Genomic DNA, 20,860 nt, shown 5'->3' on the forward strand with positions numbered 1-20,860 from the left:
CCGAGTGCCCGAATCCTGTCTTCGCGAGTCTAGGCGGGGGGTACGACAACACCCGCCCCGCACGTGTTCCCACGGGCCGGGGCGGGCGTGGTTTCCGCGTCAGTGACGGGCGAAGGGCTCGGCGTGGGCCCCGCCGTGCTGCGGCTCCTCCGCGGAGTCCGGCGGCGCGGTCGCGGGGTCACGCGGCGTCGTCGCGGGGTCGGGCAACGCGGTCTGGGGATCACGCGGCGTGGTCCCGGGGTCGGGCAACGCGGTCGCGGGGTCACGCGGCGCGGGAGGCTCATCCGCCGGGATGCGCGCGGCCCGTGACCCGTCCTGCGCAAGGTCCTCGCCCTGCGGCCGGGACTCCGGCTGCGCCAGGGACTCGGTCCGCGAAGAGGGCTCGGTCCGCGGGGAGGACCCGTCGTACCCGGACGGACTCTGCGGCTGCCGCACCTCCGCGGGCGGCTGCCCCTGCTGCGCACGCTCCAGGAAGCGGAGCAGCTCGACGGGGAACGGCAGCACCAGCGTGGAGTTCTTCTCGGCCGCCACCGCGACCACGGTCTGCAGCAGTCGGAGCTGCAGCGCCGCCGGCTGGCTGGACATCTCCTGGGCCGCCTGGGCCAGCTTCTTCGAGGCCTGCAGTTCCGCGTCGGCGTTGATGACCCGCGCGCGCCGCTCACGGTCGGCCTCGGCCTGCCTGGCCATGGACCGCTTCATCGTCTCCGGCAGGGACACGTCCTTGATCTCGACGCGGTCGATCTGCACACCCCAGCCGACCGACGGACTGTCGATCATCAGTTCCAGTCCTTGGTTCAGCTTCTCCCGGTTGGACAGCAGATCGTCCAGGTCGCTCTTACCGATGATCGACCGGAGGGACGTCTGCGCCATCTGCGAGACCGCGAAGCGGTAGTCCTCCACCGCGATCACCGCGCTCGCCGGGTCCACCACCTTGAAGTAGATGACGGCGTCCACGCGGACCGTCACGTTGTCCCGCGTGATGCCGTCCTGCGCGGGCACCGGCATCGTCACGATCTGCATGTTCACCTTGCGGAGCCGGTCCACACCCGGAACGATCATGGTGAATCCCGGCGGTCGCACACGGTCGTGGAGCCTGCCGAGCCGGAGCACCACTCCGCGTTCGTACTGCTTGACCACCCGGGCCGCGGCCATTCCGTACACCGCCACGCCCGAGACCGCCGCCACCGCTGCGATCACCAGCTCCTGGACCATCACGGCCCCCTGCGTCCGGGAGTGCGTTCCAGCACCCGTCGATCACGCCCTATTACCACGGTATGCCCGGTATGCGCACCCGTCGAACCTCTGTCCGGGTGTCAGTGGCCCGACCGGCCGCGCACCGGGTGCCGGGGCTCCGCGTAACAGGCAGGCTGACCAGCACCAGCACGTCTCCGTGCCGTACCGATGAGCCGGACGAGCAGACGAGGACCCGCCCATGTCCGTCACCGCGACCGCGACCGCCACCGACCGCCCCCGACGCCACCGCCGACACACCGGCATCGCAGTCGGCGCGGCCCTGCTCACTCTCGGCCTCACGAGCTGCTCCGGCCTCGGGCGCACCGCGGTCGGACCGGTCATCTACACCACCGAGCGGGACAGGGTCGTCAGCGTGCACAGCCCTTCGGTGAAAGGCTGCCACCGGCTGGCGCCCGCGGGCGCCGACGAGGTCGCCAACAGGACCCTGATCGACATGATCCTGTACCGCACCCGCGACTGCACCGGCGGTGGCACCACCTACGTCGCCACCACGCTGACCGACGCGAACTCCCCGCGCAGCCTGCCCTGGCGCAGCTACAGGTTCGTTCACTGACCGCGGCGCCGTGTACGGCCGCGCCCTTTGACCAGCGCGACCAGCTCCGCCGTACGGTCCCTCCGGTCCCGGGCGATCAGGATCACCACAGCGATGAGCAGCGCCGGCATGACCGCGTTCGGAGGGTCCAGGAGCGTCAGCTGCACGATCGCGGCCCCGGCGAGCAGCCCGGCGAAGGCCATGGCTGCCACCCCGGACAGCAGCGGGACCAGGAGGGCGAGGGCGCCGGCCGTCTCCAGGCCGCCGATCGTGTACATCGCGCCGCTGCTCCAGCCCATGCGGTCGAAGGACTCCACCGCGGACTCGTGGGCGATGAGCTTGGGCACGGCGCTCAGCCCGAAGAAGAGCGCGAGGACGATCCGGGCCGCCGTCAGGACGACGGAAGCCCGGCTGCGGCGCGGCGAAGCGGTGGCCTGTGCGGCGGGGGAAACGGCGGCAGTACCGGTTTCGGACAGGGGGGTCTCCTCGGAGGGCGTCGTGGATGACGTGCGCCGGGGCGGGGGCGAACCTGCCGCTACGCCTTCCCGGCGCTTACCGAGGGGTAGACCCCGCCGGGGTCCGGAACTCATCGCGCTCCGGACCTCGGATTCACTTGGACCGGTGGCTACTTGGGGCGGGCGAGCACCCAGACGCCGTCGTCGGTGAGGTAGCCGTCGACGGTCAGTCCGGCCGCTTCGAGACAGGCTTCGAACTGCTCGGGGGACAGTTCCCGTGACCGGAAGGTCTGGGTCCACCGCGCGTCCTCGAACACGTACTCGGCACGGACCTCGCTCACCCCGTCGCCCAGGGGCTCCGCCGAAACGATGCGTACGGTGCAGCCCGCGGCCGGATCCTCGCGCTCCCGCGGCAGATCGGTGCGGTAGTCGGCACCCTCCCGCTGGAGGAGGACGGCGCCGCCGTCCTTGACGTACCTGCGGCAGGTCCGCAACAGCCCCTCCCGGACGCGGTGGTCACTCGTGTGCACCAGGAACGAAGCGAGCATGACCACGTCGAACCTCTCGTCGCCGAGGTCCAGCGACTCGATGGGGCTCCGCACCGTGCGTGCGCCTGCGACGTGTCCCAGCATCTGCGCCGACTCGTCCACGGCGGTCACCACGAAGCCGCGTTCGACCAGTGGGTGCGTCACCCGGCCCGCCCCGCAGCCCAGTTCGAGAATGCTCGCTCCGGCGGGCACGGCCGCCTCGATCACATCCGGTTCGTTTCCGGCGGACAGCCGCGCATACAGCTCGACCGCGCAGCCGTCCGGCGTGATGGAGCCCGGCCCTGTACCCGAATGTCCCTCACGTATCCGTCGTCCGCTCATACCCGGCCGAACGCACGGCAGCCGGGCCCCGTTCCCCGGGCCGCCGTGGGCGGTGCCCCGTCAGTACTGCGGGTAGCGGCCGTCCGGCCACACCACCGGCTGCTCGAGCTCCATGCACAGGTCGTCTGCAAGCTCCGCGATCACGGCCCTGCCCTCCGTCGGGGCGAGCCAGGAGGCCGGCAGCGCCACGTCCCCGTGGTGCGCGCCGAGCAGGTTGCCGCAGACCGAGCCCGTGGAGTCGCTGTCGCCCGAGTGGTTGACGGACAGCAGCAGCGCCTCGGCCACGTCGTCGGATCCCGGCAGCACGAGCGTGCAGTAGACGGCGATGGCGAGGGCTTCCTCGGCGACCCATCCCGCCCCCAGTGACTCCACCCGCTCGGCGGTCGGCCGGCCGCGGGCGGCCAGGTCGACGGCGGCCCGCAGCGCGGCCGTCGTCTCCTCGTGGCCGCGGTGGCGGGCCAGCAGATCCATGGCCCGCAGGACGGCGCCCGCCGGGGAGTCGCCCTCCAGCAGATGTGTGACGATCGCGGCGAGCGCTCCAGCCGCGTACGCCCCTGTGGGGTGGCCGTGGGTGATCTGCGCGCACCGGGCGGCCAGTTCGAATCCCTTGGGCGCGTCCGCTCCGAGCAGCCCGAAGGGTGCGGACCTCATCACCGTTCCGCAGCCCTTGGAGTGCGGGTTGACGGGGCCCGGTACGTCGAACGGCGCGTCGGCGCCGGGGACGTGGCCGGCCGCGAGCCCCGTCAGGCAGGCGTTGCCGGGTGCCCGGCGCGCGTACAGCCAGGGCTGCTGCCTGAGCCATCCGGTCCGTACGGCGTTCTCCCCGCCCCGCGTCGGCGGGGCGGGGTGGTTCTGGGTGTCGAGCCAGCGCAGGTAGGCATGGCGTACGAGGGCGGTCTCCGAGCCGCCGGCCCCCTTCGACCTGGCCCTGGCATGGGCCCTGATCAGCCCTTCGACCGTGAACAGCGTCATCTGGGTGTCGTCCGTGATCCGCCCGACGACCCCGTCCGCGTCCGCGACGGGCTCCCGCACGCCCCGCTCCCCGTAGGCGCGGCGGATGCCGCCGAGCGAGAGGAATTCGACCGGGTTCCCCAGCGCGTCCCCGACGGCGCCGCCCAGCAGGGCGCCGCGCACCCGGGCCCGGCGGGCGACGGCGTCGCCCCACGCCGCCCTTCCCCCGGTGGCGTTTCCCTGTTCCCTGACGTCCACGGTCCGCTCCCCCTCATCCTCCGGCATCGGTTTCCGTACGCCGCACCGCGGGTTCATGCTGGAGGAGAGGCGATGCCGATGCGTACCGGAAGTGAACCGTCCACCGCGCGCAGTCCCCTGCGGATGCGACTCTGGCTGAGTCTATGGGGCATGATCTGGGCCGCTTTCGGCCTGACGGCCTTCGTGCTGACCGGACGCGCCGGCTGGGCGGCGGCGTGCGGCGTGCTCCTCGTCGTGACGGTCACGGACTTCTGCTTCGTCGTCCACCGCATCCGCCAGGGCCCGCACTACCAGCCGGGCAGGGACGTCCCGCCGTACGAGCCCGACCGCGGCGAGCGGGGCGGACCCGGCCGATGAACACGGATGGGCGGGTCAGGGGGCCTCGTCGAAGCGGGCTGCCTTGAGGTACTCCGGATTCGGGTCGAGCGCTGCCGCCAGCCGGAAATGGCGGGTGGCCTGCTCGGGGCGGCCGGCGCGCTGGAAGGTGCGGGCCAGGGCGAAGTGCGCGAAGGCGTTGTCCGGCTCCCGCTCCAGGACCAGCTCGAACTCGAGCTCGGCCGGGCGGAGTTGGGCGGCGGCGAAGAAGGCCCGCGCACGCAGCAGCCGGGCCGCCGTGTTCTCCGGATGGGCGGCTATCACCGAGTCGAGGAGTTTTACCGCGCCCCTCGGGTCCCGCGCCGCGAGGAGCTGCTCCGCCGCACGGAAGTCGATGACATGGGTTTCCGGGTTTCGCTCGGGCATGCCGGCATCCTTCCCCTCGGCTGCGGTACTTCAACGTCCGGGGCACTTCAACGTCCGGCCGGATCCTCGTATTCCGTCCCCGGCGCGGGCTCAGCCTCCGGCGGCCCGCGCGGTCAGTTCCGACCAGAGGGCGCGGACCTGCGGCTCCAGGGCCTCCAGCGGCCCGTCGTTGTCGACGACCAGGTCGGCGACGGACTTTCGCTCCTCGCGGGTGGCCTGCGCGGCCATCCTCGCGCGGGCGTCGGACTCCGTCATCCCGCGCAGCGCGACGAGCCGGTCGAGCTGCGTCCCGGGGGTGGCGTCCACGACCACGACCAGGTCGTACAGCGGGGCGAGGCCGTTCTCGGTGAGGAGGGGGACGTCGTGGACGACGACGGCGTCCGGTCCGGCCACCCGCTCCAGCTCCGCGGACCGGGCGCCGACGAGCGGGTGGACGATGGCGTTCAGCGCGGCCAGGCGCTCGGGGTCGGCGAAGACGATCGCGCCGAGTGCCGGCCGGTCCAGCGTGCCCTGCGGGGTGAGGATCCCGGGCCCGAAGGCCTCGACGACGGCATCGAGCCCGGGTGTGCCGGGCTCGACGACCTCACGCGCGATCCGGTCGGCGTCGATCAGTACGGCTCCGTAGCTCACGAGCAGCCGTGACACTTCGCTCTTGCCGGCGCCGATCCCGCCGGTCAGGCCCACTTTCAGCATGCGCCGAGCCTAGAGGTGCCCTGCGGGCGGCCGGGAGCCGCCCTCAGGAGTCGCCTTCGCGCTCGGCCAGGAAACGTTCGAACTCGAGGCCGATCTCGTCCGCCGACGGCAGGTCGACCGGCTCCGCGACGAGATTGCGACGCGTTTCGGAGCCCGCCACCGCGTCGTACTGGTGCTCGAGCCCCTCGACGAGCGAGACGAGCTCCTCGTCGCCCTGGCCGATCTGCCGGTCGATCTCCGTCTGGGTGCGGTGTGCCTCCGCGCGCAGACCGTGCGCGACGCTCGGCAGGACCAGGCCGGTCGCGGCGGTGATCGCCTCGAGCGCGGTGAGGGCCGCGTCCGGGTACGAGGACCGTGCGACGTAGTGCGGGACGTGGGCGGCGACGCCGAGGACGTCGTGGCCCGATTCCATCAGCCGGTACTCGACGAGCGCCTCGGCGGAGCCGGGGACCTGTGCCTCGTCGAACGGGCTGCGGTGACCCGGCATGAGGTCGGTGCGGTTGCCGTGCGGGGTGATTCCGACCGGGCGGGTGTGCGGGACGCCCATCGGGATGCCGTGGAAGTTGACCGCGAGGCGGACGCCGAGCCGCTCGACGATCTGCTCGACCGCGGCGGCGAACCGCTCCCACTCCACATCCGGCTCGGGGCCGGACAGCAGCAGGAAGGGTGCGCCCGTCGCGTCCTGGACCACGCGCACGTCCAGCGTCGGCGTCTCGAAGGCCGTCCAGCGGTCCCGCTTGAAGGTGAGCAGCGGGCGCCGTGCGCGGTAGTCCACGAGCCTGTCGTGGTCGAAGCGGGCCACGATCTGGTGCGGCAGCGTCTCGAGCACGCCGTCGACGATCTGCTCGCCGGTCTCGCCCGCGTCGATGTATCCGTCGAAGTGGTAGAGCATGACCAGGCCGGCCGACTCCTGGGCGAGCGCCATGTCGACGACGGCCAGGCCCTTCGGCTCCCATTCGTACAAACTCTGCGGATCAGGCACGGTTACCGCTCCTCCTCGTGTTCCTCGACAAGAACACCCCGCACGGCACCGGCATTCCCGCCCGCACCCCTTTCGCGGTCGTTACGTCAGAACACGGCTATGGAGCGCGGTGACCGCCTTCCGCGCGGACGTGAAGGCCCCGTGCTGCCAGGCGTCCGTGTGGCTGAGGTAGTCACCGGCGAAGTAGACGTGCCCCGCGGCCTGGTTGAGCGGTGCGAAGGCCGGGGCGTCGGGGCCACCGGAGAGTGAGTGCCAGGCGGCCTCCAGGTAGGGGGTCTGGCGCCAGTGGTGGGAGAACGACGAGGAGAGTTCCGTGCGGTACTTCTCGCCGTGGATCTTGACCCCCTGGGCGACGGCGCGCGCCTCACGCTCCCGCGGGGCGAGCGCGGCGTACGAGTCGGCCTGGGAACCGTAGTTGTAGTACCCGATGACGAGCCCCCGGTCCCCGTTGTGACCGTAGGACGGGTACCAGATGTGGGAAAGGTCCAGGTCCGTCTCCGTGATGCCGCCGTAGATCCGGTGGTCGCTCTCCCACCAGCGGCTGCGGTACTCCAGACCGATCTTCCCGGCCGAGGACGGCTTGCACGCCTCCAGCGCGGTCTGGACGGCGGGACCGAGGTTGTGAGCGGTCTTGGCGAGGATGTTGGGCGGCAGCGCGGCGATGCAGTAGTCGGCGTCGATGGTCCGGGTGCGTCCGGACCGGGTGTAGGTCACGGTGACGCCGTGCGCCGTGTCGGTGATGTCGGTGACCGCCGCGCCCGTCCTGATACGGCGCTCCCCGACGGCCCGGGTGAGCGCGGCCGGGATCCGGTCCATGCCGCCGACCGGCTGGAACATCAGCATGGCCTGGTCGTACTCGAACTCGAAGGAGAAGTACCGTCCGACACCGCTCGCGAACACCTCGGACGCGGTGGGTACGGAGCCGAGCTCCTCGCCCGGGGTGCCGGCCGCCGCCGGGTCGACGCGGTAGCCGCGGCGCGGGCTTCCGGTGTAGTCGAGGCTGTCGCCGATGTCCCCGAAGTCCTTCAGGAACTCCAGGAGCCGTTCCTGGTCCTCGACGGTGATCCGCCGGTCGAGGGCGCCCTTGTCGGTGGCCTTCGCGAGGAGTTCGGCGACGTAGCCGTACACGTCGGCCTTCGCGGTGCGGTAGCGCACCGGAGCCTTCATGCCCGCCGATTCGTTGTATATATAGGCATTGGCGTTCACGTTGGTGAACACCTCAACAGGTACGCCCAGTTCACGGCAGTAGTCGAGGGTGACCATCCACTGCGGGATCCGGCCGGGACCGGCGTTCATGTACTGCCCGTCGTGGAACTTCGCGGTCTGCTCGTTGCCGTACGTGTCGGTGGTCGAGTCCTCGCCACGCACGGTGAGGTTACGACCGCCCGTGCGGCCCCGGGCCTCCAGGACCGTACAGTCGTAGCCCGCCTTTCCCAGTTCGTACGCGGCTGCCAGACCGGCGATGCCTCCGCCGACCACGACGACCTTCGCCGCCGCCCTCCCCTTGAGGGTGAAGTCCCCTTCGCTCGGAGCCCGGAAGGCGGGTTCACGGCCTGCGGCCTGGGCGGTGGGCGCGAGACCGAGCGCTCCCATGGTGGCGAACATGGCGCCCGCGCCGCCGGTGATGCCTACGTTGCGCAGAAAACTCCGACGGCTGGCACCGGCCGCCACGGGGGAAGTCTGCGCGTCGCGCGAGGTGTTCGACGTGTATGTCATGTCCTGGCTCACCTTCGTTCCTGGGGTTGCCGGGATCTTGGCAAGCGCTTGTTACAGGCCGTCAGTTACTCGTGTATCCCGCACGTTTCCCTCCGTTCACCACGCGGGCGGGCAATGGTCCAGACCTTGACATGGCCACATCTCATCCCTAGCGTCACTGGGCAGCAGATTCAGAAACTCGCCCCACGTTCATGTACAAAAACATGCTCATCTGCGGGAACCTCTGAACCCTTCGACGGGAAGGCACCCCCATGCGCACCCGCACACTGCTCCCCGCCCTGCTGGCCACCGCGCTCACCGCAGGAGGTCTGTCCCTCGCCTCCGCCGGCAGCGCGTCGGCGGAGGCGGTCATCGACGTGACCACAGCGGCCCAGCTCAAGGCGGCACTCACCGCCGCGGCCCCCGGCGATACGATCCGGCTCGCCGACGGCACGTACACGGGCAACTTCAAGGCGACGGTCGCCGCCACCTCCTCCGCCCGGATCACCCTCACCGGCTCCGCCAAAGCGGTACTCACCGCGGGCGGCGGCTACGGGCTGCATCTCAACGGCGCGTCCTACTGGACCGTGCGGGGCATCACCGTCACCGGCGGCCAGAAGGGGATCATGGCCGACGCCGCCACCGGTGTCGTCATCGACGGCGTGACTGTGTACGACCTCGACATGGAAGGCGTCCACTTCCGGAAGTCCAGCAGGGACGGCGTCATCAAGAACTCCCGGATCTACGACACGGGGCACGACGGTCGCGGCATGGGCGAGGGCGTGTACGTCGGGTCCGCGGGCGATCTGTCCGACCGCAGTGACGGGGTGCAGATCCTCGGCAACGTCATCGGGCCCGGCGTCGGCGGCGAGAACATCGACATCAAGGAAGGCACCACCGGGGCGCGGATCATCGGCAACACCTTCGACGGCAACGGGCTGACCGGTGCCAACTACGACGACTCCTGGGTCGACGTGAAGGGGAACGACGTCCTGGTCCAGGACAACAGGGGCTCCCGTACGACGAACAACGGGTACGAGACGCACACCCAGCAGAGTGGCTGGGGCTGCGGCACGGTGTTCCGCAACAACGCCTCGGACCTGACCGGCGCCACCGGTGACAAGCAGCTCGCCGTCAACGTCACCAACCAGAGCTCCACGTGCCGCACGACCGTCCACAGCGACAACACGGTCACCGGCGGCAGGGGATTGACGAACATCGCCGTCACCCCGTAGGGCCCCTGTCGGGCCGGCCCCCGGTCCCGATGCGTTCGCGGATACGAGTAAGGCCCGCCCCCCGAAGGGAGCGGGCCTTACCGACAAGCTCTACAGCTCTACGGCCGATGAGCGACTGGGGTCAGAGCGTCAGCTCTGGCCACCGGCCAGCTTCTCGCGCAGGGCAGCCAGCGCCTCGTCCGACGCCAGGGCGCCGGAGTTGTCGTCGGACTCCGAGGAGTACGAGCCGCCGCCACCGCTGCCGCCGGAGGCAGCCGGGGCGCCGGCGGCCGGGGCAGCAGCGCCCTCGGCAGCAGCGGCCTCGTCGGCCTCGCGGGACTTGATGACCTGGGCCTGGTGCTGCTCGAAGCGCGTCTGCGCCTCGGCGTACTGGGTCTCCCAGACCTCGCGCTGAGCCTCGAAGCCCTCGAGCCAGTCGTTGGTCTCGGGGTCGAAGCCCTCGGGGTAGATGTAGTTGCCCTGGTCGTCGTACGACGCGGCCATGCCGTACAGCGTCGGGTCGAACTCGACCGAAGCCGGGTCGCCACCGAAGGCCTCGTTGGCCTGCTTCAGCGAGAGGCTGATGCGACGGCGCTCGAGGTCGATGTCGATGACCTTGACGAAGATCTCGTCGTTGACCTGGACGACCTGCTCCGGGATCTCCACGTGACGCTCGGCCAGCTCGGAGATGTGGACCAGGCCCTCGATGCCCTCGTCGACGCGCACGAACGCACCGAAGGGAACGAGCTTGGTGACCTTACCGGGGACGACCTGCCCGATCTGGTGCGTACGGGCGAACTGCTGCCACGGGTCTTCCTGCGTCGCCTTGAGCGACAGGGAGACACGCTCGCGGTCCATGTCCACGTCGAGAACCTCGACGGTGACTTCCTGGCCGACCTCGACAACCTCGGAGGGGTGGTCGATGTGCTTCCAGGAGAGCTCCGAGACGTGCACGAGACCGTCGACGCCACCCAGGTCCACGAAGGCACCGAAGTTGACGATCGAGGAGACGACGCCGGAGCGGACCTGACCCTTCTGCAGGGTCGTGAGGAACGTCTGGCGCACCTCGGACTGGGTCTGCTCGAGCCAGGCGCGGCGGGACAGGACCACGTTGTTGCGGTTCTTGTCCAGCTCGATGATCTTGGCCTCGAGCTCCTTGCCCACGTAGGGCTGGAGGTCGCGGACACGACGCATCTCGACGAGGGACGCCGGCAGGAAGCCACGGAGGCCGATGTCGAGGATGAGACCACCCTTGACGACCTCGATGACGGTACCGGTGACGATGCCGTCTTCTTCCTTGATCTTCTCGATGGTGCCCCAGGCACGCTCGTACTGAGCGCGCTTCTTCGAGAGGATCAGGCGGCCTTCCTTGTCCTCCTTCTGGAGAACCAGGGCCTCGATCTCGTCGCCGACCTTGACGACCTCGTTCGGGTCGACGTCGTGCTTGATCGAGAGCTCGCGGCTCGGGATGACGCCTTCGGTCTTGTAACCGATGTCGAGGAGAACCTCGTCCCGGTCAACCTTGACGATGACGCCTTCAACGATGTCGCCATCGTTGAAGTACTTGATCGTCTCGTCGATCGCCGCGAGGAACGCGTCCGCGTCGCCGATGTCGTTGACCGCAACCTGCGGAGTGGTGGCGGTGGTCTCGGTGCTGCTCGTCATGTGGGAAAGGGCTCCGGTACGGACAGAGAGTCGAAGTTACTGCTACGCCGTAAGCCCGTATCGCCTCTGAAGACGCCGGACAGCTCTGGAAGCACCCGACCGGATTCCGGAAGGAGCCTCGACAACCGAGGGGAGTACGACAGACGCGAGCGCGGCCTGCTAGGTCTGAAGCGCGCAGGCTCGCGGCGCAACTTGTAGCATACGGGGGCAGCCGGAAGCGGTCAATGCGCGAAGGCGCACACGCGGGGCACAACAGCCCATTCCCGGCACAACTCATGTTGTCCGAGGCCACATCGGCCACGGCACCGTTCCGCACGCACGCGGCCGTACTCACCCGTACAGCCCGGTCGGGCACCGTGTGGGGCGGGTGAAGGCAAACTACAACGACGGGCACGATGAGCCAAGAGATCCGTGGGTCCGAACCTGAAGCGACCCGCCGGGAGGCCGGGGAATCGGAGAGCAGCCGGGCAAGTCGCGGCTGGTGGGACCGGAACGCCGACGAGTACCAGAGCGACCACGGGGCCTTCCTGGGGGACGACCGCTTCATCTGGGGCCCGGAGGGCCTCGACGAGGCCGAGGCAGGTCTGCTGGGCCCCGCCGCCGGGCTGAAGGGCCTGGACATCCTCGAGATCGGCGCCGGCGCGGCCCAGTGCTCGCGGTGGCTGGCGGCGCAGGGCGCCCGTCCGGTGGCCCTGGACCTCTCGCACCGCCAGCTCCAGCACGCGCTGCGGATCGGCGACGACGTCCCCCTCGTGGAGGCCGACGCGGGCAGGCTCCCGTTCCGGGACGGCTCCTTCGACCTGGCTTGTTCCGCCTACGGGGCGGTGCCCTTCGTCGCCGACCCCGTACAGGTGTTCCGTGAGGTACACCGGGTGCTCAGGCCCGGGGGCCGCTGGGTCTTCTCGGTGACGCACCCGGTCCGCTGGGCGTTTCCCGACGAGCCGGGCCCCGAAGGGCTCTCGGTCGCCGCCTCCTACTTCGACCGGGTCCCCTACGTGGAGCAGGACGAGCGGGGCGACGCCGTGTACGTGGAGCACCACAGGACACTCGGCGACCGGGTGCGCGACGTGGTGGCGGGCGGCTTCCGGCTCACGGACCTGGTGGAGCCCGAGTGGCCCGCCTGGAACAACCAGGAGTGGGGCGGCTGGTCCCCCCTGCGTGGCAACCTCATCCCCGGGACCGCGATCTTCGTGTGCGAGCGGGACCGCCGGACCTGGTGAAGGGCCGGCGTACGAGACTGGGGGCGTGATCCGTACCGACGCCCTCGGCCAGTTGCCCGTACGCACCGCTGTGCCCGCTCTGGAGCGGGCACTCGACGACCGGGGGGTCGCGGTGCTCTGCGCACCGCCCGGGACAGGCAAGACGACCCTCGTACCCCTGGTGCTCGCCGGCCTCACCGGCGGCGGTCCGGCGCGCCGGGTGGTGGTCGCCGAGCCCCGGCGGATCGCGGCACGGGCGGCGGCGCGGCGGATGGCCTGGCTTATCGGTGAGCAGCCGGGCGGCCGCGTCGGCTTCACCGTGCGCGGGGAGCGGGTGGTGGGGCGCGACACGGTGGTCGAGGTCGTGACCACCGGGGTGCTGCTCCAGCGGCTGCAGCGCGACCAGGAGCTGGCCGGCGTCGATGTCGTGATCATCGACGAGTGCCACGAGCGCCATCTGGACGCCGACACGGTCGCCGCGTTCCTCCTCGACGTGCGGGCGGCCATCAGGCCGGACCTGCGGCTGGTCGCCGCGTCGGCGACGACGGACGCGGAGGGCTGGGCCCGTCTGCTGGGCGGCGCTCCCGTGATCGAGGCGCAGGGGGTGTCCCACCCGGTCGAGGTGGTGTGGGCGCCGCCGGCCGGGTCCGTGCGCCCGCCGCACGGCATGAGGGTCGATCCGGCACTGCTGACGCACGTGGCCGCCGTGGTGCGCCGCGCGCTCGCCGAGCGTGAGGGCGACGTGCTGTGCTTCCTGCCCGGCGTCGGGGAGATCGGCCGGGTGGCCGGGCAGCTCGCGGGAGTGGGTGCCGAGGTGCTCCAGGTGCACGGCCGGGCACCCGCGGCCGTGCAGGACGCGGTGCTCGCGGGGTCGTCGCAGGGGCGCCGGGTGGTGCTCGCGACCTCCGTGGCGGAGTCGTCGCTGACGGTGCCGGGGGTGCGGGTCGTCGTGGACTGCGGGCTGGCCAGGGAGCCCCGCACCGACCATGCGCGTGGCCTGAGCGCGCTCACGACCGTACGGGCGTCCCAGGCGGCCGGACGGCAGCGCGCGGGCCGGGCCGGACGTGAGGCGCCCGGCGCCGTGTACCGCTGCTGGGAGCAGGCCGAGGACGGGCGGCTCGCCCGGTTCCCGTCCCCGGAGATCAAGGTGGCCGATCTGGCCGCGTTCGCGCTGCAGGCGGCGTGCTGGGGCGATCCGGACGCCTCCGGGCTCGCCCTGCTGGATCCGCCGCCGGCCGGGGCGATGGGCGCGGCACGGGAGGTCCTGACCGCGGTGGGCGCGGTGGACGCGTCGGGGCGGGTGACTGACCGGGGCGTGCGGATGTCCCGCCTGGGCCTGCACCCGCGCCTCGCGCGGGCCCTGCTGGACGGTGCGGACGAGGTGGGCGGGCGCCGGGCCTCGGAGGTCGTGGCGCTGCTCAGCGAGGAACCGCCGCGGGAGTACGGGGACGATCTGGCGGCAGCGCTGCGCACCGCGCGGCGGGGTGGCGACGGTTACGCGGCGCGCTGGCGGCAGGAGGTGAGGCGGCTGTCGTCCTCGCTCGGCAGCACCACCGGCTCGGGTGCGGGGTCGGACGACGTGGCCGCGGGACTGGTGGCGGCGCTGGCGTTCCCGGAGCGGGTGGCGCGGGCCCGGGGCGAGGGGGCTTTCCTGATGGCTTCGGGGACCGGGGCGGAGCTCCGGGAGGGCTCGCGGCTGCGCAGCGCACCGTGGCTGGCCGTCGCGGTCGCCGACCGCCCGGCGCACTCGGCGTCCGCCCGGGTGCGCCTGGCGGCGGTCGTCGACGAGGACACGGCACGGCTGGCGGCCGGGCATCTGCGGTTCTCCGGCGAGGAGGTCCGCTGGGTGGACGGCGACGTGGTGGCCCGTTCCGTGGAGCGGCTCGGGGCTGTCGAGCTGTCGGTGCGCGCGCTGAGGCAGCCCGACCCCGCACTGGTGCGCGGCGCGCTGCTGGACGGTCTGCGGCGCGAGGGCACGGGGCTGCTGCGGTGGACCCGGGACAGCGAGCAGCTGCGGCTGCGGCTCGCGTTCCTGTACCGGGAGCTGGGGACTCCGTGGCCCGATGTGTCGGACGGCGCACTGCTGTCGCGTACCGAGGAGTGGCTGGAGCCGGAACTGTCGCGGGCGCGGCGGCGCTCGGATCTGGCGCGGATCGATGCCGGGCAGGCGGTGCGGCGGCTGCTGCCGTGGGCGACGGGCGATGCCGCCCGGCTCGACGAACTGGCCCCGGAGCGGATCGCGGTGCCGAGCGGGTCGAGGATCAGGGTGGAGTACGGCGGCGAGCAGCCGGTCCTCGCGGTGAAGCTCCAGGAGCTGTTCGGGCTGCGGGAGACGCCCCGGGTGGCCGGGGTGCCCGTCCTGGTCCATCTGCTCTCCCCCGCCGGGCGGCCCGCGGCGGTGACGGCGGATCTGGCGTCGTTCTGGCGGGAGGGCTACAAGTCGGTGCGGGCCGAGCTGCGCGGCCGGTACCCGAAGCACCCGTGGCCCGAGGACCCGACGACGGTGGAGGCGACGCGCTTCACCTCGGCCAGGCTGCGGCGCGAGTAGGCGCTGGGTCCGGTACGCACCAGCCCCCCTGCCGCAGGTGCGGCAGGGGGGCTGGTGTGCCGGCGGTCCGGGTCAGGCGGCGGGCGCCTCGACAGCCGGTGCCTCGACCACGAGTTCGACGACGAGCGTGGCGCCGCTCGCGGTGGTGAGACGCAGCAGGAAGGTGCCCGCCGTGTCGTCGGCGAAGATCTTCGGGAGCTTCAGGACCCCGTCGTCGCCGGTCTTGAGGTCCGTCAGGGTCCTGACCGTGTTGCCGTCCGCGTCCTTGAAGTGGGGGCCCTTGTCGTTCTCGGCCGGTGTCTCCCTGTCGGTGATCATCGTTGCGGTGACGGCGGTGCCCGCCACTGCGATGCCCTTGTACGTCGCCTTGACCTCGACGGTGTCGGCGAACTCGGCGCCGGGGGCGGCCGTCAGGGCCTTCTCGTCGGTCCGGGCGATCGTGTCGGCCTGCCGGGCGGCGACGGCCGCCGTGTAGGTGAGGATGCGCGGCTTGCTGGTGCCGGCCACGACCGTCACCCTGAACCCGCCGGTCTTCTCACCCGCGTTGAGGACGGGCGCGGTGACGGTGCCGTCCGCCGCGGTGGGCATCGTGACCGTGCTCCGTTGGCCGGAGAAGCGGGTGTCGGTGTCGCCGGTGATCGTGAAGGTGACCGAGGTCTTGGCGAGGGGCGAGCCGAGCGTGTCCCTGGCCCGCACCTTGACGCGCTCGGTGAACGCCTCGCCCGCCGTCGCGGCGAGGGGGCCGGTGCCCGCGTTCTCGAGGCTGCCCAGCGTCCGGGACGGCGCGGGAGGCGGCGTCGGCTCGGGCGGCGGCGTCGGCGAGGGGCTGGGCGTACCGCTGCCGCCCGGCTTGGGCGGGGTCGGCGAAGGGCTCGGGGTCGCGCCGCTGCCGCCCGTCCCGGGCGGGGAGGGGCTGGGGTCCGGCGACGAGCCGGAGCCGCTGGTGTCGCCCGAGGGGAGGACGCCCGTGCCGTCGGGGACCTCGTGGGTGCCGCGCTTGTAGAACTCGAACCAGGAGCGCACCGTCCGCAGGTACTCCGTCGAGTGGTTGTAGCTCAGCACGGCCTTGTCGAGGTCGGCGGCGACGGCCAGGTTCCGGGGGCCCGCGCAGAGGTAGCGCCCTGCGGCCAGCGCCGCGTCGTAGATGTTGTTGGGGTCCTTGCGTCCGTCGCCGTTGCCGTCCTGGCCCCAGGTGGCCCAGGTCTGCGGGATGAACTGCATCGGGCCGACCGCGCGGTCGTGGGTGGAGTCCCCGTCGTACGCTCCGCCGTCGGTGTCCTTGATCAGCGCGAAGCCCTGGCCGTTGAGGGCCGGGCCGAGGATCGGGGAGAACGTGGTGCCGTTGGCGTCGACCTTGCCGCCGCGGGCCTGGCCGGACTCGACCTTGCCGATCGCCGCGAGGAGTTGCCAGGGCAGGGCGCAGGCCGCGTCGGAGCTCGCGAGGTCCTGCTCGGCCTTCTTGTACGCCGCCAGGATCGATGCCGGTATGCCCGCTTCCGCACTGCCGGTGACCGGCAGATTGACGGACGAACCGGGCTTGTTGGGCGTGTTGAGCGGCGGCAGGTCCGTGTAGTAAGGCGAGTTGCCGGTGGCCGCACTGTCGCCGGGCGATGCGGAACCGGACGCCGTCGGGTCACCGCCTTCGGCGAGCGGGGCCCCGGGAGCCTGCGAGGCGGAGAGGGCCGCGACAGCGGCTGCCGCCACCGCAGTGGTGGTGGCCCCCCTGCGAAGCCGTCGGCCGAATTGCGCTGCCATACGTTCTGGTCCCTCCCCGTCGACGGCTGTTCGCGCTCTCCCCAGCGCGAGGACTCAGGCGACCCTACGGCAACTTGTGCCGCCCGAACACTGGCACATGACCGGTTCTTACCGACTTTTCACGAAGCTGTCGTTGCCTTGGTCAGGCGGATCGGGCAAGTGACGGGGGCTCACGCATACTTGCCGTCATGCCGTTCACGCTCAGCCACGCCGCAGCCGTACTACCGGGCATCCGCCGGTCCGGGACGGGTCGTGGCCCGCTGGCCGCCTCCGCACTCGTCGCGGGTTCGTTCGCACCCGATATGACCTACTTCGCGGACACGGCCGTTCCCGGGGCGATGGAGTTCGGCGCGGTCACCCACGCGGTGTGGGGGGTGTTCACGGTGGACGTGGCCATCGCCTCGGCCCTGGTGGCGCTCTGGCTGCTGCTGCGCGAACCGCTCGTCGCAATCCTGCCCACCGCGTGGCAGGGCCGCGTGCACACCTTCGTACGGGGCCGGCGGCGGGATCCCGGAACACTGCCGACCGTGCCCGAAGCTCTGTGGTTCGTCCTGTCCGCGGTCATCGGCGCGGGCACGCATGTCGTGTGGGACGCCTTCACCCATCACGACCGGTGGGGGACCGAACTCGTTCCCGTGCTCAGCCGCAGCATCGGCGGCTTCCCGGTGTTCCAGTTCGTCCAGTACGGGAGTTCGGCCGTGGCCCTGACGGTCCTGGCCTGGTTCACGTACACGGGCCTGCGCCGGACCGGGCCGGCGGCCGCCCCGGAGTCCGTACCGGTACTCGGCCGGGCGGAGCGCCGATGGGCGGGCGTCCTGCTCGCCGTGTGCGTACTGCTCGGTGTCGTCCACCGGTGTGCCCGCTGGTACGCCTACTTCGGGCAGCTCAGCACACCGCTCGACATCATCCCGACCGCGTGCTTCGGGGCGGGCGCGGGCCTGGCGGTCGGACTCGTGCTGTACGGGGCGTGGATGCGGCTGCGGACACCGCGCCACCACCGCCCGCCGGGCAGGCCCGGTACACGGACCCGCCCGGCGAACGAGGACGCGCACTGAGGGACCGCCATCGAGGAGGGCCCACTCCCCGAAGGCGGCCCCTTTCAGGCGGCAGACGCGTCAGTGCGCGGCCGTCTCCCAGTCCGTGCCGACACCCACGGAGACGTCCAGCGGCGCACGGAGCTCGACCGCCGTGGACATCTCCCGGCGCAGGATCTCCTCGACCTGCTCCCGCTCACCCTTCGCGATCTCCAGAACGATTTCGTCGTGGACCTGGAGCAGCATCCGCGACGTCAGCTTCGCCTCCGTCAGCGCGCGGTCCACGTTCAGCATCGCGACCTTCACGATGTCGGCGGCCGTCCCCTGGATCGGGGCGTTGAGCGCCATCCGCTCGGCCGTCTCACGCCGCTGACGGTTGTCGCTGTTCAGGTCCGGGAGGTAGCGGCGCCGACCGAAGACCGTCTCCGTGTACCCGGTGGACCTGGCTTCCTCCACGACCCGGTGAAGGTAGTCGCGCACCCCGCCGAACCGCAGGAAGTAGGTGTCCATCAGACCGCGCGCCTCCCCGGCCTCGATGTTCAGCTGCTGGGAGAGCCCGAACGCGGAGAGCCCGTAGGCCAGCCCGTACGACATCGCCTTGATCTTGCGGCGCATCTCCGCGTCGACGGCCGACTTCTCGACACCGAACACCTGCGAGGCGACCGTCGTGTGCAGGTCCTCGCCCGAGGTGAACGCCTCGATCAGACCGGCGTCCTCGGAGAGATGGGCCATCACCCGCAGCTCGATCTGGCTGTAGTCCGCCGTCATCAGCGTCTCGAAACCCTCGCCGACGACGAAGCCCCGGCGGATCGCCCGCCCCTCGTCCGTACGGACGGGGATGTTCTGCAGGTTGGGGTCGGTGGAGGAGAGCCGGCCCGTCGCCGCGACCGTCTGGTTGAACGTGGTGTGGATACGGCCGTCCGCACCGATCGTCTTGATCAGGCCTTCGACCGTGACCCGCAGCTTCGCCTGCTCCCGGTGGCGCAACATGATGACCGGCAGCTCGTGCTCGGTCTGCGCGGCCAGCCACGCCAGCGCGTCCGCGTCGGTCGTGTAGCCCGTCTTCGTCTTCTTCGTCTTCGGCAGGGCCAGCTCACCGAAGAGCACTTCCTGGAGCTGCTTGGGCGAGCCGAGGTTGAACTCACGGCCCACGGCCGCATGCGCCTCCTTCACCGCCTGCTGCACCGCACCGGCGAACTGCTGCTCCATGCCCTCCAGATGGGCCCGGTCGGCGGCGATGCCGTGCCGCTCCAGGCGCGCCAGCATGATCGACGTGGGCAGCTCCATGTCGTACAGCAGCTCGGTGGCACCGGCCTCCTGCAGACGCGTCGTGAACGCGTCCCCGAGGTCCAGCACCGCGCGGGCCTGCGCCATCAGGGCATCGGCCTCCGCGCGGTCGTCCGCGCCGAAGGCCAGTTGCCCGTCGGAGGCGGGGGCGGGGGCCAGCTCACGGCCGAGGTACTCCACGGCCAGCGCGTCCAGCGCGAAGGAGCGGCGGCCGGGCTTGACGAGATAGGCGGCGAGCGCGGTGTCCATGGCGATGCCGTCCAGCCGCCAGCCCTGCTCCGGGAGGACCCGCAGGGCGTTCTTGGCGTTGTGCAGGACCTTCGGCCGCTCCGGGTCCGCGAGCCATGCGGCCAGAGCCCGCTCGTCGGCCTCGTCGAGCTCGGCCGGGTCCAGCCAGGCGGCGGCCCCGTCAGCGGCTGCGAGCGCGACCTCCGTGACCGTGCCGGTGCCCAGCGACCAGGTGTCGACGGTCATCATGCCGAGCGGCTGCCCGCCATGGGCCTCCAGCCACGGGGCGACCTCGCCCGAGCCCAGAACCGATCCGTCCAGCTCGATGCCGGCCGCGGGCTCCGCCGGACCGGCCTCCTCCGCACCCGGATCGACGGCGAGCAGCCGCTCGCGCAGGCTCGGGTTGCGGATCTCCAGGACGTCCAGCACACCCGTGACGGCCGTGCGGTCGTACGGAGCACGCTCGAGCTCGGCCGGGAACTTCGGCAGTACCACGTCACGGACCATCTCGGTCAGCACGCGGTTCATCTTCACCGCGTCCAGGTGGTCCCGGAAATTCTGGCCGGCCTTGCCCTTGACCTCGTCGGCCCGCTCGACCAGCTCCGCGAACGACCCGAACTCGTTGATCCACTTGGCAGCCGTCTTCTCACCCACACCGGGGATCCCCGGAAGGTTGTCCGAGGGGTCACCGCGCAGCGCCGCGAAATCCGGATACTGCCCCGGCGTGAGCCCGTACTTCTCCTGGACCTTCTCCGGGGTGAAACGCGTCAGCTCCGAGACGCCCTTCGTCGGATAGAGCACCGTCACGTTGTCCGTGATCAGCTGGAACGAATCACGGTCGCCCGTGACGATCAGCACCTCGAAGCCCGCCGCCTCGGCCTGTGTGGCCAGCGTCGCGATGACGTCGTCCGCCTCGAACCCGTCCACCGCGAACCGGTCCGCGTGCATCGCGTCCAGGAGCTCGCCGATCAGCTCGACCTGCCCCTTGAACTCGTCGGGGGTCTTGGAACGGTTCGCCTTGTACTCAGGGAACTTCTGCGCACGCCATGTCTTGCGGGACACGTCGAACGCGACCGCGAAATGCGTGGGCGCCTCGTCGCGCAGCGTGTTCGCCAGCATCGACATGAAGCCGTACACGGCGTTCGTCGGCTGCCCCGTCGCCGTCGTGAAATTCTCCGCGGGCAGGGCGAAGAACGCCCGGTACGCCAGGGAGTGCCCGTCCATCAGGAGCAGGCGCGGTCGGTTGTCTGCCGTCTTCTTCGATGCCGTCTCAGCCACGCCCCCGATCCTGCCACGGACCACCGACAATCCGGACCGGCCGCCGCTCGTCCCCCGGTCGAGCACGGCCCGGGCGCCCCTGACCGCGCACCCCGCCCGAAACCGCAGCACCCCCGCCGCCCTCCGGACGCCGCGGCGGCCGTGCGTGACAGGATCGGAGACAGTCACATCGCCGACAGGGAAAACGTGACAGGACGCCACGACGCGTACGCGCGGATCGCG

General features: G+C 71.4%; 17 protein-coding genes. 6 read left to right on the plus strand and 11 right to left on the minus strand.

What is annotated here, in order from left to right:
- Positions 1–99: 99 nt before the first annotated feature.
- Positions 100–1,212 carry an SPFH domain-containing protein gene (locus tag OG844_RS09000; protein ID WP_406389345.1) on the minus strand — a complete coding sequence of 371 codons (1,113 nt, stop codon included), beginning with the start codon at positions 1,210–1,212 and terminating at the stop codon, positions 100–102.
- Positions 1,213–1,432: 220 nt separating this feature from the next.
- Between OG844_RS09000 and OG844_RS09005 the strand changes: the two genes are divergently transcribed.
- Positions 1,433–1,807 (plus strand): hypothetical protein, encoded by a 375-nt coding sequence (locus tag OG844_RS09005; RefSeq protein WP_406389346.1) that lies wholly within the window; start codon positions 1,433–1,435, stop codon positions 1,805–1,807.
- Here the strand turns inward: OG844_RS09005 and OG844_RS09010 are convergent.
- Genes OG844_RS09010 through OG844_RS09020 form a run of 3 tightly spaced genes read right to left on the minus strand, consistent with a single transcriptional unit; the run spans position 1,801 to position 4,346 of the window.
- Positions 1,801–2,376, minus strand: a complete 576-nt coding sequence (locus OG844_RS09010; protein ID WP_406389347.1) for a DoxX family protein — start codon at positions 2,374–2,376, stop codon at positions 1,801–1,803. The genes OG844_RS09005 and OG844_RS09010 overlap by 7 nt on opposite strands.
- A 35-nt stretch (positions 2,377–2,411) precedes the next feature.
- Positions 2,412–3,110, minus strand: coding sequence for a class I SAM-dependent methyltransferase (locus OG844_RS09015; protein ID WP_406389348.1), 699 nt, complete (start codon positions 3,108–3,110; stop codon positions 2,412–2,414).
- A gap of 60 nt (positions 3,111–3,170) precedes the next feature.
- Complete coding sequence (locus OG844_RS09020; protein ID WP_406389349.1) at positions 3,171–4,346, minus strand: ADP-ribosylglycohydrolase family protein; 1,176 nt, start codon at positions 4,344–4,346, stop codon at positions 3,171–3,173.
- A 51-nt stretch (positions 4,347–4,397) separates the two neighbouring features.
- Between OG844_RS09020 and OG844_RS09025 the strand changes: the two genes are divergently transcribed.
- Complete coding sequence (locus OG844_RS09025; RefSeq protein ID WP_406389351.1) at positions 4,398–4,676, plus strand: DUF6343 family protein; 279 nt, start codon at positions 4,398–4,400, stop codon at positions 4,674–4,676.
- A 15-nt stretch (positions 4,677–4,691) separates the two neighbouring features.
- Here OG844_RS09025 and OG844_RS09030 read toward each other — a convergent pair whose 3' ends face one another.
- The 4 genes from OG844_RS09030 to OG844_RS09045 all read right to left on the minus strand — a co-directional run bounded on the left by OG844_RS09030 (position 4,692) and on the right by OG844_RS09045 (position 8,340).
- Entirely contained in the window at positions 4,692–5,060 is a 369-nt protein-coding gene (locus OG844_RS09030) for a tetratricopeptide repeat protein (protein WP_406389352.1), read from the minus strand.
- 90 nt (positions 5,061–5,150) lie between these two features.
- Entirely contained in the window at positions 5,151–5,753 is a 603-nt protein-coding gene (gene coaE / locus OG844_RS09035) for a dephospho-CoA kinase (RefSeq protein ID WP_406389353.1), read from the minus strand.
- 43 nt (positions 5,754–5,796) lie between these two features.
- On the minus strand, positions 5,797–6,735 hold the full coding sequence (locus OG844_RS09040; RefSeq protein ID WP_406389354.1) for a PAC2 family protein: 939 nt from the start codon (positions 6,733–6,735) through the stop codon (positions 5,797–5,799).
- An 81-nt stretch (positions 6,736–6,816) separates the two neighbouring features.
- Positions 6,817–8,340: a flavin monoamine oxidase family protein gene (locus OG844_RS09045; RefSeq protein WP_406396056.1), complete on the minus strand. Its 1,524-nt coding sequence runs from the start codon at positions 8,338–8,340 to the stop codon at positions 6,817–6,819.
- A gap of 362 nt (positions 8,341–8,702) precedes the next feature.
- Here OG844_RS09045 and OG844_RS09050 point away from each other — a divergent pair, with 362 nt between their 5' ends.
- Entirely contained in the window at positions 8,703–9,665 is a 963-nt protein-coding gene (locus tag OG844_RS09050; protein ID WP_406389355.1) for a right-handed parallel beta-helix repeat-containing protein, read from the plus strand.
- 129 nt (positions 9,666–9,794) lie between these two features.
- Here OG844_RS09050 and rpsA read toward each other — a convergent pair whose 3' ends face one another.
- Positions 9,795–11,309, minus strand: a complete 1,515-nt coding sequence (gene rpsA / locus OG844_RS09055) for a 30S ribosomal protein S1 (protein ID WP_406389356.1) — start codon at positions 11,307–11,309, stop codon at positions 9,795–9,797.
- Positions 11,310–11,704: 395 nt separating this feature from the next.
- On the opposite strand from rpsA, the gene OG844_RS09060 reads away from it, so the two are divergent.
- Together OG844_RS09060 and hrpB are read left to right on the plus strand one after the other, a co-directional pair.
- Positions 11,705–12,529 (plus strand): class I SAM-dependent methyltransferase, encoded by an 825-nt coding sequence (locus tag OG844_RS09060; protein WP_383806101.1) that lies wholly within the window; start codon positions 11,705–11,707, stop codon positions 12,527–12,529.
- 25 nt (positions 12,530–12,554) lie between these two features.
- Positions 12,555–15,056 carry an ATP-dependent helicase HrpB gene (gene hrpB / locus OG844_RS09065; RefSeq protein WP_406389357.1) on the plus strand — a complete coding sequence of 834 codons (2,502 nt, stop codon included), beginning with the start codon at positions 12,555–12,557 and terminating at the stop codon, positions 15,054–15,056.
- A 72-nt stretch (positions 15,057–15,128) separates the two neighbouring features.
- Here the strand turns inward: hrpB and OG844_RS09070 are convergent, their stop codons facing one another.
- Complete coding sequence (locus OG844_RS09070) at positions 15,129–16,811, minus strand: lytic transglycosylase domain-containing protein (protein WP_406389358.1); 1,683 nt, start codon at positions 16,809–16,811, stop codon at positions 15,129–15,131.
- A 188-nt stretch (positions 16,812–16,999) separates the two neighbouring features.
- Here OG844_RS09070 and OG844_RS09075 point away from each other — a divergent pair, with 188 nt between their 5' ends.
- Entirely contained in the window at positions 17,000–17,866 is an 867-nt protein-coding gene (locus tag OG844_RS09075; protein ID WP_406389359.1) for a DUF4184 family protein, read from the plus strand.
- Between the two features lie 60 nt (positions 17,867–17,926).
- On the opposite strand, the gene polA is transcribed toward OG844_RS09075, so the two are convergent.
- Positions 17,927–20,638, minus strand: a complete 2,712-nt coding sequence (polA, locus tag OG844_RS09080; RefSeq protein WP_406389360.1) for a DNA polymerase I — start codon at positions 20,636–20,638, stop codon at positions 17,927–17,929.
- Positions 20,639–20,860: the final 222 nt, after the last annotated feature.

This window comes from Streptomyces sp. NBC_00887 (genome assembly GCF_045207585.1).

What these genes read in the sequence shown, in the direction of transcription:
- OG844_RS09005 (WP_406389346.1), top strand. Translation starts at nt 1,433, where the DNA reads ATGTCCGTCACCGCGACCGCGACCGCCACCGACCGCCCCCGACGCCAC.
- coaE (WP_406389353.1), bottom strand. Translation starts at nt 5,753, where the DNA reads ATGCTGAAAGTGGGCCTGACCGGCGGGATCGGCGCCGGCAAGAGCGAA.
- OG844_RS09070 (WP_406389358.1), bottom strand. Translation starts at nt 16,811, where the DNA reads ATGGCAGCGCAATTCGGCCGACGGCTTCGCAGGGGGGCCACCACCACT.
- OG844_RS09030 (WP_406389352.1), bottom strand. Translation starts at nt 5,060, where the DNA reads ATGCCCGAGCGAAACCCGGAAACCCATGTCATCGACTTCCGTGCGGCG.
- OG844_RS09010 (WP_406389347.1), bottom strand. Translation starts at nt 2,376, where the DNA reads ATGAGTTCCGGACCCCGGCGGGGTCTACCCCTCGGTAAGCGCCGGGAA.
- rpsA (WP_406389356.1), bottom strand. Translation starts at nt 11,309, where the DNA reads ATGACGAGCAGCACCGAGACCACCGCCACCACTCCGCAGGTTGCGGTC.
- OG844_RS09015 (WP_406389348.1), bottom strand. Translation starts at nt 3,110, where the DNA reads ATGAGCGGACGACGGATACGTGAGGGACATTCGGGTACAGGGCCGGGC.
- OG844_RS09025 (WP_406389351.1), top strand. Translation starts at nt 4,398, where the DNA reads ATGCGTACCGGAAGTGAACCGTCCACCGCGCGCAGTCCCCTGCGGATG.
- OG844_RS09045 (WP_406396056.1), bottom strand. Translation starts at nt 8,340, where the DNA reads ATGTTCGCCACCATGGGAGCGCTCGGTCTCGCGCCCACCGCCCAGGCC.
- OG844_RS09060 (WP_383806101.1), top strand. Translation starts at nt 11,705, where the DNA reads ATGAGCCAAGAGATCCGTGGGTCCGAACCTGAAGCGACCCGCCGGGAG.
- OG844_RS09075 (WP_406389359.1), top strand. Translation starts at nt 17,000, where the DNA reads ATGCCGTTCACGCTCAGCCACGCCGCAGCCGTACTACCGGGCATCCGC.
- OG844_RS09050 (WP_406389355.1), top strand. Translation starts at nt 8,703, where the DNA reads ATGCGCACCCGCACACTGCTCCCCGCCCTGCTGGCCACCGCGCTCACC.
- OG844_RS09020 (WP_406389349.1), bottom strand. Translation starts at nt 4,346, where the DNA reads ATGCCGGAGGATGAGGGGGAGCGGACCGTGGACGTCAGGGAACAGGGA.
- OG844_RS09000 (WP_406389345.1), bottom strand. Translation starts at nt 1,212, where the DNA reads ATGGTCCAGGAGCTGGTGATCGCAGCGGTGGCGGCGGTCTCGGGCGTG.